General features: G+C 46.3%; 11 protein-coding genes and 2 tRNA genes. 9 read left to right on the top strand and 4 right to left on the bottom strand.

Features of this window, described 5'->3' with window-relative positions:
• Positions 1-21 precede the first annotated feature (21 nt).
• The 8 genes from ACT6NU_RS04130 to ACT6NU_RS04095 all read left to right on the top strand — a co-directional run bounded on the left by ACT6NU_RS04130 (position 22) and on the right by ACT6NU_RS04095 (position 6,346).
• On the top strand, positions 22-399 hold the full coding sequence (locus ACT6NU_RS04130) for a response regulator transcription factor (RefSeq protein WP_445383195.1): 378 nt from the start codon (positions 22-24) through the stop codon (positions 397-399).
• A gap of 9 nt (positions 400-408) precedes the next feature.
• Positions 409-2,094: an adenylate/guanylate cyclase domain-containing protein gene (locus ACT6NU_RS04125; protein ID WP_445383194.1), complete on the top strand. Its 1,686-nt coding sequence runs from the start codon at positions 409-411 to the stop codon at positions 2,092-2,094.
• Positions 2,095-2,262: 168 nt separating this feature from the next.
• A tRNA-Leu gene (locus tag ACT6NU_RS04120) sits at positions 2,263-2,344 on the top strand.
• Between the two features lie 109 nt (positions 2,345-2,453).
• Positions 2,454-2,535 (top strand) — tRNA-Leu (locus tag ACT6NU_RS04115).
• Between the two features lie 125 nt (positions 2,536-2,660).
• Positions 2,661-3,200 (top strand): DUF4287 domain-containing protein, encoded by a 540-nt coding sequence (locus ACT6NU_RS04110; RefSeq protein WP_445383193.1) that lies wholly within the window; start codon positions 2,661-2,663, stop codon positions 3,198-3,200.
• 75 nt (positions 3,201-3,275) lie between these two features.
• Positions 3,276-3,752: a hypothetical protein gene (locus ACT6NU_RS04105; RefSeq protein WP_445383192.1), complete on the top strand. Its 477-nt coding sequence runs from the start codon at positions 3,276-3,278 to the stop codon at positions 3,750-3,752.
• An 82-nt stretch (positions 3,753-3,834) separates the two neighbouring features.
• On the top strand, positions 3,835-4,788 hold the full coding sequence (locus ACT6NU_RS04100; RefSeq protein ID WP_445383191.1) for an L-threonylcarbamoyladenylate synthase: 954 nt from the start codon (positions 3,835-3,837) through the stop codon (positions 4,786-4,788).
• A 91-nt stretch (positions 4,789-4,879) separates the two neighbouring features.
• On the top strand, positions 4,880-6,346 hold the full coding sequence (locus ACT6NU_RS04095) for a deoxyribodipyrimidine photo-lyase/cryptochrome family protein (protein ID WP_445383190.1): 1,467 nt from the start codon (positions 4,880-4,882) through the stop codon (positions 6,344-6,346).
• 90 nt (positions 6,347-6,436) lie between these two features.
• On the opposite strand, the gene ACT6NU_RS04090 is transcribed toward ACT6NU_RS04095, so the two are convergent.
• The 4 genes from ACT6NU_RS04090 to ACT6NU_RS04075 all read right to left on the bottom strand — a co-directional run bounded on the left by ACT6NU_RS04090 (position 6,437) and on the right by ACT6NU_RS04075 (position 9,605).
• Positions 6,437-6,565, bottom strand: a complete 129-nt coding sequence (locus ACT6NU_RS04090; protein WP_445383189.1) for a hypothetical protein — start codon at positions 6,563-6,565, stop codon at positions 6,437-6,439.
• A gap of 185 nt (positions 6,566-6,750) precedes the next feature.
• Positions 6,751-8,079, bottom strand: coding sequence for a sugar porter family MFS transporter (locus ACT6NU_RS04085; RefSeq protein ID WP_445383188.1), 1,329 nt, complete (start codon positions 8,077-8,079; stop codon positions 6,751-6,753).
• Positions 8,080-8,141: 62 nt separating this feature from the next.
• Complete coding sequence (locus tag ACT6NU_RS04080) at positions 8,142-8,348, bottom strand: hypothetical protein (protein ID WP_445383187.1); 207 nt, start codon at positions 8,346-8,348, stop codon at positions 8,142-8,144.
• A gap of 15 nt (positions 8,349-8,363) precedes the next feature.
• Entirely contained in the window at positions 8,364-9,605 is a 1,242-nt protein-coding gene (locus ACT6NU_RS04075; RefSeq protein ID WP_445383186.1) for a 3-deoxy-D-manno-octulosonic acid transferase, read from the bottom strand.
• A gap of 93 nt (positions 9,606-9,698) precedes the next feature.
• Here ACT6NU_RS04075 and ACT6NU_RS04070 point away from each other — a divergent pair, with 93 nt between their 5' ends.
• Positions 9,699-10,853, top strand: a complete 1,155-nt coding sequence (locus ACT6NU_RS04070; RefSeq protein WP_445383185.1) for a DegT/DnrJ/EryC1/StrS family aminotransferase — start codon at positions 9,699-9,701, stop codon at positions 10,851-10,853.
• The last annotated feature ends 33 nt before the right edge of the window (positions 10,854-10,886 follow it).

The following is a 10,886-nucleotide window of genomic DNA, read 5'->3' as shown; positions in this document are numbered from 1 at the left end:
TTAAAAACCTTAGAAAATAACATGGATAAAAAATTGCTAATTGTAGATGATGAAGCCCATATCAGGATGCTGATCGAACAAACCCTGGAAGACCTGGAGGATGAAGGGGTTGAATTGCTTTTTGCTGAAAATGGGGAAGAAGCCCTCAGCCTGATCCAGAAGGAACGGCCCAACCTGGTATTCCTGGATGTAATGATGCCAAAAATGAACGGGATGCAGGTTTGCCAGAAGGTAAAAAAGGAGCTGAACCTGTCTGACATTTATATTGTTTTATTAACTGCCAAGGGGCAGGAGGTAGATCGGCAGAAAGGTCTTGAGATGGGGGCGGACAAATACATGACCAAACCCTTTGACCCGGATGAAATGTTATCTGTTGCCGAATCCATATTAAGAGGTTAAGACCCGACAATGATCCAGAAAGCCGCATTAAGAACTCTCAAGTATATCTTGAAACGCGATGAAGCCTCAATAAAAATATTAGGGGATATTTCTCGTAACTCAGGATACGAGTTTAGCGTTAAAGATAGTAGTGGGGCAGTTTTATGGGGAGAACCGGAGCACCTGGAGCACTCTTCTCCTTTAAAGTTTGAAGAAACATTTTTGGGAAGCTTTTATTACCGGCAGGAGAAAGCTGTTCTTATCAGGGATACCATTTTGTTACTATTTCAAAAGGAATGGGATAAGAAGAATATCGGGAAGGAAGTACTTGGGCTTTATCGGGAAATCAATATGATTTATGGGCTGAGTGAGATGATTTCTGAAAAGATTGACGCCGAATCCATTGCACAGGTGGCGCTGCAGGAGGCTTCCCAGATCATAGAAATGACCCACGGGCTTTTCCTGATGTACGAGGCCGAACAGGACAGGGTGATCAGTATAGCCCAGTTCGGACAAAATCCCAGGCGACAGGATTTTATAGACAGCCAGAACAATATGCTGAAGGAGCTGATCAAGAGGGGGACTTCCTCAATCGTTCCTGCTGAGCGCATAGCCAGTAATCCGGCACTGCAACATTTAAAGACCGTCATGTACGCCCCTTTGAAAGTAAAGCACCGCACCCTCGGAATGGTCCTGCTGGGGCATGAGGACTCAATTGAATACACGGCTGCCGAATTAAAATTACTGACCACCATTGCACTGCAGTCTGCTACTGCAATAGAAAGTGCCCATCTGTATCAAAAAGGACTAAAGGAAGTGCAGGAGCGGGAGGAGGCTATTCGAAAAATACACGATGTAAGCCAGAAGTTTGTCCCATCAGAATTTATAAAGTCGCTTGGAAAGGCTAAAATCACGGAAGTTTTCCTCGGGGACCAGGTGGAACGTGAGGTTACTGTGGTCTTTGTGGATATCCGGGACTTTACCAGTATCTCAGAAAACCTGAGCCCAACAGACAATTTCTTGTTTGTGAATTCTTTTAATAATCGGATGGGGCCTATAATCAGAAAAAACGGCGGCTTTATTATGCAGTATCTGGGAGATGGCTTTATGGCTTTGTTTACAGAAGGGTCGCAGGGAGCCCTGAATGCATCGGTGGAAATGCAGGCTGCGCTAAGGGAATACAACAACGAAAGGGCATTGAAAGACAGGCAGGCTGTTAGGGTTGGTGTAGGAATGCAGAGCGGCAAGTTAATCCTGGGGATCACTGGCGATCGCGAAAGGCTGGATGCAGCCATCATTTCAGATACCGTAAATACGGCTGCCCGGATTGAAGGGCTTTCCAAACATTATGGGACCACTATCTTACTCACACAGGAGTGTTTGGACAATATGATTGCGCCAGAAGAATTTGATTTCAGGTACCTGGGAAAGGTACAGTTAAAAGGAAAACAGAAACCGATCAAATTGTACGAGTGCATCAATGGGGATGAACAGGGGCTCCAGGATCATAAACTGGAAAACCTGAAGAATTTTGACAGGGCGATGGAACTTTTCTTTAAAAAGGAGTTTGCCATGGCTGCCGTAAGTTTTCAGGAAATTTTTAAGAAAAATACCAGCGACCAACCGGCAAAATTATTCTTAAACAGGTCTGCCCATCTTATTACCCAGGAAATAGAGGATAACTGGAAAGGGGTGGAGACTATGACTTTCAAGTAGCCCTTAACCCTTTAAAGGATTTTAACAGCTTGCCAATACTCATAACTGAGTATTTGATATTCCATATGGTCAGAAGTATTAATTATGGAAGCTCTGGTAAATATTGAAAATTGAATTATATTTGCAATCCCTTTGAGGAAAACCATTTTCCGTTCCGGGAATTTAGTTGCAGGCGTGGTGGAATTGGTAGACACGCTAGACTTAGGATCTAGTGCCGAAAGGTGTGAGAGTTCGAGTCTCTCCGCCTGTACAACTCAAAAAAAGCTGTCCAGTATGGGATGGCTTTTTTTATTTTCTTTTTGTAGGGGACGCCGAAAAATTACTACATTTGTCGCCCAATTGGCAGCCAATGTCAAAATGCAGGTGTGGTGGAATTGGTAGACACGCTAGTTTCAGGTACTAGTGCCGCAAGGCGTGAAGGTTCGAGTCCTTTCACCTGTACGTTCAAAACCCGTCCCTTTAGGACGGGTTTTTTGTTTGTGTCTTTCGCATATCTCCAAAAATCGTAACTTACTGTAGTTAAATCTGCATCCCTGATCCTCCGGGGAGCCATAATACTAAAAAGCATGGACCAGGCCCTCCAAACTATGATAGCCAACATGCCTGAAAAAACAGGGAAATCCCTGGAAGGGTGGAAAGCAGTTCTTAAAAAGAAGTCTTTCGCAAAACATTCTGAGGCAGTCAATTATCTAAAGAAAGAACACGGAATAACCCATGGTTTTGCAAATACCATTGTAAGTTTATCCAAATCTGAAGACAGTTCACCCGAAGATTTGGTAGCCGCTCAATATAAAGGGAAAGAACAACTGTACCCAATTTATGAAATACTTAAATCCGGCATTCTCAAGCTTGGGGAGGATATCACGGTTAGCCCCAAAAAAGGAAGTGTAAGTTTTATCCGCAAACGCCAGTTTGCCCTTGTTAAGCCAGCCACAAAATCCAGGATTGATCTGGGGTTGAAATTGCCCGGGAAGGCTACAAGCAATAGGCTGGGGGATTCCGGTCCATTTGGCAGCATGTGCACCCACAGGGTGCAACTCCACAGCACAGAAGAAGTGGATAAGGAACTGCTGGCCTGGATAAAGGAGGCATATGAAGGTTCCTGAAAGGAATCTGTAAGATACCAATAATAAGAAGCTGAATGGTGTATTCAAACAACTTTAGCATAGTTAAATAGCATTGTGAAAAAAATCATCAGCCATCCGGAGTATTTTTTCTGGCTAATAGCCTTTGTTTTCCTGCTCTCTGTTTTCCTGTTTCGGCAGGAATCCGTAGACTTTGACCTGGCAGGTACCTATTTTGTTGTTGCGTACCCCCTCTTTGCTTTGTTTCTGGCACTTACTACCGTTTTGACCGGCTTGGTTTACTGGTTCTTTAGACGCAGGAAGATACCACTATCAGATATTTTGACTGTGGTTCATGTATTGTTAATGGCTTTAGGCCTCAGTGCCCTTTTCGTGTTTTTTCTTTACGGAAATTCCAGGCCCGTACCGGAAGGCCCTGAATTTTTCGAAAACGTCGAGCAACAAATGCAGGCCTATTTTATGAATAGGAGGATTAACTGGCTGGTACTCGCTGTTTTTATGCTTACGGCCCTTGCACAACTTGTCTTTGTACTGAATATGCTTTTTTCCTATTTAAAAGGAAGGAAACAATAAGTACCTTCTTGCCAATACCCATTTAATAATTTAATAGTTTTGCTGCCATAAACTGTATTGGGGCTATAACTCCATGGTTACTATGGCATTGTCAGAAACAGATTCCATAAAAAAAGCAGCCAGTTGCATCCAGAAAGGCGGGGTAGTTGCATTTCCGACTGAAACCGTTTACGGCCTGGGCGCAGACGCCCTGAACCCTTTGGCAGTTGCCCGTATCTTCGAGCTAAAGGAACGGCCTTCTTTTGATCCGCTCATTGTTCATATTGCAGATATCGGCATGCTGCCGAAACTGGCAGCTTCAGATGATGACCGGATTGGATTACTTGCCGAAGCTTTCTGGCCTGGCCCCCTGACCCTGGTATTGCCCAAAATGGAAGTCATTCCTGATATAGTTACCTCGGGTTTGCCAACCGTGGGAATCCGCATGCCCAACCACCCGGTAGCCCTGCAGCTCATCCGGGAAGCCGGATGCCCGATTGCTGCTCCCAGCGCCAATAAATTCGGAAGGATCAGCCCTACCGAAGCCCATCATGTTCAGAGGAATTTGCCTGAGGCAGATTTTATTTTGGAGGGAGGACCCACCCGGGTGGGGATAGAATCTACCATCATCCGTCTCAATGCGGATGGTTTTCAGATTCTTAGGCCGGGGGTAATTACTGCTTCCGATCTTGCCGAGGTACTCCCTGAATCCCGGGAGCCCCTGGCAGAAGGCCTGCCTGCTCCCGGCATGCTGGAATCACACTACAGCCCAGAGACCCCTTTTTATCTGTACAGCCCTGAACTGGCAGATACGCTGGATTGGTCCAAAGCCGGGCTAATCAGCTATTCCCTGCCGGAGGATAAACGCTATGCGAAATATATCCGACTGACCAAAACGGCAGACCTCACAGAATATGCGTCCAGGATGTTTGGGGCCATGCATGAAATGGAAAATGCAGGGCTGGATTGTATTGTAGCTGAAGCCGTACCGGAGGAGGGGATAGGAAAAGCCATTATGGACCGGCTCAGGAAGGCTGCCCACAATTATCGGAGGTAACAAACAGGCACGGGCCTGTATTCTTTACTGGAGACTTGTCCCGGTTTGTTTGGCCTCCCAGACCTCCTGCCTTATTTTTGTATTTCTACAGATGAATAAACCCAGTTGCAATATTTTTTGGTTTAAGCGGGACCTCCGTCTGGAAGACAATGAGGGGCTCGCCAGTGCGGTTGCCTCCGGGGAAAAATTATTGCTCCTCTACCTGCTGGAACCCAGCCTGGAGGCGGACCCTCATTACAGCCAGCGGCATTGGGATTTTGTGCGGGAAAGCCTGTTGGATCTGCAGGAGCAATTGGCCTCATACAATACGGCCATTTTAGCAGTACGTGCCGAGGCAATTCCTTTTTTCAAAGACTTTAGCCGTTCATATAAAATCAAGACCATCTTTAGCCATATGGAAACAGGTATCGACCTGACCTACAGAAGAGACCTGGAATTTGCAACTTATTGCCGTGAACAGGGAATAAGCTGGAAGGAATTTCAAAACAATGGGGTTCGTCGTGGCAGTACCGACAGGGAAGATTGGGTAGCAAACTGGAACACTTACATGAGCAGTCCATTGCAAATGGCTCGCTGGGAACAGGCATTTTTATTTAATCCTTCAGAAATCAATCGGATGGGAACCAGCTGGGAGTCTATAGGCCGGCCCACCCGAAACCACGGTTTCCAGAAAGGTGGCCGGAAAGCAGCCCTTAAGTACCTTAAGAGTTTTCTTCAGAGTCGCATTGCAAATTATTCATCTGCCATATCCAAACCGGAGGCTTCCCGCAGCGGTTGCAGCCGGCTGTCTCCCTATATCGCCTGGGGGAACCTTTCCATCCGGGAAATTTATCAGCAATTGCAGGAGTGCAAAGGCCGTGGGAAATGGCTAAGGCAAACCAGGGCGTTTGGCTCCCGGCTAAGATGGCAGAGCCACTTTATACAAAAATTTGAAGCCGAGCCCCGGATGCAGTTCGAAGCGGTCAACAGGGCCTTCCTGTCTTTAGAACAGCCTGTAAATACTGAATATATAAAGGCCTGGGAAAAGGGCCAGACTGGTTACCCGCTTATCGACGCCGCGATGCGCTGTGTACATCAGACCGGATACATTAATTTCCGACTCAGGGCCATGGTAGTTTCCTTCCTTACCCATCACCTCTTTCAGCATTTCAGCCAGGGGAGCCACTGGCTGGCCCGTCAATTCCTGGATTTTGAGCCCGGGATACACTACGGTCAATTGCAAATGCAGGCTGGATTTACAGGGACCAATACACTAAGGGTATACAATCCGACAAAAAATGCCATAGAACACGACCCGGAAGCCATCTTTATAAAAAAATACGTTCCGGAATTGAGGACTCTGCCCCCGGCTTTGGCAATAGAACCCTGGAGGATCCAGCCACTGGAAATGCAATTTTATGATTTTAAGTATACAGTAGACTATCCCGGACGAATTGTGGATATCGCGAAAATCCGCAGCAGGGCGCTGGATGCACTTTACAGGCAAAGGAAGTCCCCCATTGGGGAAAAAGAAAAGATTCGCATCTTAAAAAAGCACAGTATTCCGCCATCCCATTAAACAAAAAACCCTCCAAAGGAGGGATGTTTTTGCTGAGGTTAGAAGTCACTCAAAACTTCATAAGATTTGTAATGTTTGGGGAAAAACCGTCTAAAATACGCCAAAAGCGGCCAGGATCAGGCACACCACAACGGCGGCCAGCACCAGTATCAGAACCACGACCATAACACTTAGAAACCCATTCAGAAAACGGGTGCCTATGGATATTTCATTTCCCATAATTCATATAATTTCATACAATATACTAAAAAGCAAGGCAATAAAAGCCGTATTCTGTCAGGATTTTGATCAATGTATAGGGGTATGTCGGGGCCCAGGACAAAACACCCATTTCTTTCGATTAACGTCTGTAGAATGCTCCCGGAAAGCCTGATGGTCCTTTTTTTTGAGGAATTAGAGGGTTTTCAGGATGCATTCCTGCCAGTAAGTTTTTTGCTTAATTCCTCCAGGGAAACCCCTTTGGTTTCCGGCATCATAAAATGAACAAACAGCAATTGAAGGACCATCATAAAGGCAAAGAATCCAAATACCGGCCCGGGTCCGATCCAAGCAAACAAAACCGGGATAGAGGAGGGGATCAGCCAGGCAAGGATCCAGTGAATGGAACTTCCGAATGCCTGTCCGGAGGCGCGCAGGTGATTTGGGAAAACTTCACTGATAAAGACCCAGATTACGGCCCCCTGCCCAATGGCGTGGGCTGCAATAAAGAGGAACAGGAAGGTGGGTACCATCAGGCCGGTCCAGTTGAGCAGAAATGCCATGGCTACAAGGGTCAGGGAAATAATATATCCAAAAGATCCGAAATACATGAGTTGCCGGCGTCCGAGCCGATCAATCAGGTAGATCCCAAAAAGGGTAAAGACCAGGTTGGTAAAACCAATGCCGATGCTGCTGAGCAGGGCCGTATCCTCCCCAAGGCCCGCCGCCTCAAAAATCCTTGGGGCGTAATACAGAAAGGCATTAATGCCTGAGAATTGGTTAAAGAACGCTATCAGGAAAGCGAGGATCAGGGGGAAGCGGTATTTTTTAATAAAGATGGTTTCAGACTTTTTACTGGCCATTTGACTTTGCAACATATCTTCCTTTATCTGCTCTATGGTTACTTCCAGCCCCAGCCGGTCCAGAATGGCAGAAGCCTCGGATTCCTTTCCATGGGTTAATAACCATCTGGGACTTTTCGGGATGCCAAAAGCAAAAACCGTATAGATAAAGGCCGGGATGGCTTCTACACCAACCATCCATCTCCAGTCATTCTCACTGATTCCGTTGAGCAGATAATTCGAGAAAAATGCTATAAGGATACCAAAAACGATATTGAATTGGTACATGCCAACCAATTTTCCCCTGTTACGGGCCGGGGCGATCTCAGAAATATAGGATGGGGCTGCCACAGTTGATGCCCCGATGCCTATCCCGCCTATAAAGCGGAAGATTCCGAAAGTTACGGGGTCATTTGAAAGGGCAGAGCCCAAAGCGGAAGCTGTATACAATAGCCCGATCAGAATCAGCGTTTTTTTTCGGCCCAGCTTATTGGTGGGGATCCCGCCAAAAATAGCCCCCAAAACGGTTCCGAAAAGGGCCATGCCAATAACCACAGTTCCATGGAAGGCATCAGATGTCTCCCATAACAATTGCAATTTCTTTTCTGCCCCACTGATTACCACGGTATCAAATCCGAAAAGGAAGCCGGCTAAAGCTGCAATAAGGGAAATACGAAAGATCTTGGCGCTCATAAGCGGGAATGGTTTGGTCCCGTTAAAGCTAGCCAAAAAAAACTAATGGATTCTTACTTGCTTTAATCGCGCAGCGCCAGTATTGGACGAAGTGTGTCCTGCTTCTTTTTGGTATCCGGGATTTGCGGTCTGGGATATTGTCGGAGTTTTGCTGTGTCCGGAATGGGTTTGGAATCCAGAGCAGGTGCCTGGCTTTTCTCCCGTTGCAGACAACTACTGAAGACCAGGCAAAAAAGGATGGAAGCCATCAGGCAAAAGGTGGGTTTCATGAATTTGGGGGCTAATCATTTTAATAATGTACGAATCCCGTCCAGGATTTGGATGCTGGCCCCCTTGTTTTCTGTAATATATTTGAGATTTATGCTACCGATTTCTACCTTTTTTGCCGGACTATTTAAAAATTCCAGTACAGTCTCTTTAAATTCCGAAGCATGGCCTGTGACCCGGACACCCCCAAGCCTTACCAGGTCTTCAGCCTCTTTAAAACCCTCGTATTGAGGTCCGCAAAGAACGGGAATGCCATAAACTGCAGGTTCCAGGGTGTTGTGCAGACCTGTGGCAAACCCACCTCCCACATAAGCAAGGTCTGCATAACCGTAGATTTTTGTAAGCAGGCCAATGGTATCAACAATGAGTATTCTGGCAGTATCTAAATCCATTTCTTCTCTTTGGGAATACCGGACTGCCTGCTCACCCAAAATACGATGTAGTTTCTCAATGGTTTTTGAATCCGTTTTATGCGGGGCAATAACCAGGCAAAGCTTTTCTTTTTCAGAGTCTTCCAACAATGGGGGTAACAGGGCTTCATCTTCCGGCCAGCTGCTGCCCATTACAAGGCAAAAGCGATTGCCTTTAAAGTGCTCCATGAAGTCAAGGGAAGATTGCTGGTTACGGATTTTATAAACCCGGTCAAAACGGGTATCCCCGCTTACACTCAGGTTTTGAATGCCAATTCCCAGCAGTAATTCCTCAGACCGTTTATCCTGCAGGTAAAAATGAGACACGCTATCCAGAACTTTACGCATAAAGGAGCCGTACCATTTAAAATATATCTGCTTTTCCCGGAATATGGCAGAAACCATAATGAGCGGAATTTGCCTGTGCTTTAATTCCCGAAAATAATTGGGCCAGATCTCATATTTGACAAAGATGGCTATCTCCGGGTTTAGCGTATCCAGAAACTGTTTCACTTTATTTCTCTGGTCCAGGGGCAGATAACAGGTATGAGCTCCCTTGACCTTACCCTTTTTTACTTCATAGCCCGAGGGAGAGAAAAAACTGACTAAAAACTGGTAGTGAGGGTATTCCTGCTGGAGTTGTTCCAGAACGGGCAATCCCTGTTCGAATTCCCCAAGGGAGGCCGTATGCATCCAGATAAGTTTTTTTCCCGGTTCCCTGAAGTTTTTCAATATGCCAGCTGTCTGCTGCCTGCCCCTGACAAACAAGTTTATTTTTGGGGAAAAGAATGCGAGAATTCTCAGGATAAATGCGGAGAATTGGACGGCCAGATCGTATAGGAAAAACAACGGTACAGGGTTTTGCGCTAAAATACGCTTCTTTGATTAATTCATTGTTGAGGGCTCCTTTATTTTGTAAGTTTGTGAGAAGAATCTTCTGCTATGCGAAAAATCCAAATGGTGGACCTGGTGAATCAATATCAGGACATTAAAGATCAGATAAGGAATTCCTTTGACAACATTTTAGAAAGTGCTGCCTTTATTAACGGGCCTGAGGTTCAAAATTTCCAGAAAGACCTCGAAACGTATCTGGGCGTTAAACACGTGATTCCCTGTGCCAATGGTACAGATGCCCTGCAGATCGCCATGATGGGTCTGGGGCTTAAACCCGGAGACGAGGTAATTACAGCCGATTTCACTTTTGCCGCGACCGTGGAGGTTATTGGCCTTTTGCAATTAACCCCTGTTTTGGTCGATGTAGATCCGGAAACCTTCAATATTGATCCCAAGGCCATTGAAAAAGCCATTACTCCAAAGACCAGGGCCATTGTGCCGGTGCATCTTTTCGGACAGTGTGCAGATATGGATGCGATTCTGAAGATCGCCAAAAAACACGATCTCTTGGTCATAGAAGATAATGCACAGGCCATTGGTGCAGATTATCAGTTTCCCGATGGCAGCAAAAAGAAAGCTGGGACACTAGGCCATGTGGGGGCCACTTCTTTTTTTCCTTCCAAGAATCTCGGATGCTATGGTGATGGAGGAGCAATATTTACTAATGATTACGACCTGGCTCATTATATCAGGGGAATCGTGAATCACGGAATGTACGAGCGTTACCACCACGATGTAATAGGGGTTAACTCCCGTTTGGATTCCCTGCAGGCAGCAGTATTGCGAGCGAAACTACCCCACCTGGACCGCTATTGTGAGCGGCGGCGGGATGCTGCCCGGTATTACAATAAGGCTTTCAGGGCGCACCCCCTGCTAACGGTTCCCAAGACGGTCCGCAGCTGCGAGGGGATTTGCGACACCTGTGATTGCCACGTATTCCACCAGTACACCCTCAAAGTTGGAGCAGGCAAGCGAGACGGGCTGGCCACAGAACTTGGGGCAAAAGGGATCCCCTTTGGGATCTATTATCCCATCCCCCTGCACCGACAGAAAGCGTACCAGGATTCCCGCTACAGGGAGGCCGATTTTCCAGTAACCAACCAGCTGAGTGAGGAGGTCATTTCCCTTCCCATGCATACTGAACTGGACGAGGAACAATTGAACCATATTACTCAAACAGTGTTGCATTATCTGGATCAATAGCAACTTTGTCTAAAGTTTTTGGGATTTTCTGCC

This window comes from Robiginitalea rubriflava (genome assembly GCF_052540725.1).
Note: the sequence above shows the minus strand (reverse complement) of the source record. Positions and strands in the feature narration are given on the sequence as shown.

What these genes read in the sequence shown, in the direction of transcription:
- ACT6NU_RS04130 (WP_445383195.1), top strand. Translation starts at nt 22, where the DNA reads ATGGATAAAAAATTGCTAATTGTAGATGATGAAGCCCATATCAGGATG.
- ACT6NU_RS04125 (WP_445383194.1), top strand. Translation starts at nt 409, where the DNA reads ATGATCCAGAAAGCCGCATTAAGAACTCTCAAGTATATCTTGAAACGC.
- ACT6NU_RS04110 (WP_445383193.1), top strand. Translation starts at nt 2,661, where the DNA reads ATGGACCAGGCCCTCCAAACTATGATAGCCAACATGCCTGAAAAAACA.
- ACT6NU_RS04100 (WP_445383191.1), top strand. Translation starts at nt 3,835, where the DNA reads ATGGCATTGTCAGAAACAGATTCCATAAAAAAAGCAGCCAGTTGCATC.
- ACT6NU_RS04095 (WP_445383190.1), top strand. Translation starts at nt 4,880, where the DNA reads ATGAATAAACCCAGTTGCAATATTTTTTGGTTTAAGCGGGACCTCCGT.
- ACT6NU_RS04090 (WP_445383189.1), bottom strand. Translation starts at nt 6,565, where the DNA reads ATGGGAAATGAAATATCCATAGGCACCCGTTTTCTGAATGGGTTTCTA.
- ACT6NU_RS04085 (WP_445383188.1), bottom strand. Translation starts at nt 8,079, where the DNA reads ATGAGCGCCAAGATCTTTCGTATTTCCCTTATTGCAGCTTTAGCCGGC.
- ACT6NU_RS04080 (WP_445383187.1), bottom strand. Translation starts at nt 8,348, where the DNA reads ATGAAACCCACCTTTTGCCTGATGGCTTCCATCCTTTTTTGCCTGGTC.
- ACT6NU_RS04070 (WP_445383185.1), top strand. Translation starts at nt 9,699, where the DNA reads ATGCGAAAAATCCAAATGGTGGACCTGGTGAATCAATATCAGGACATT.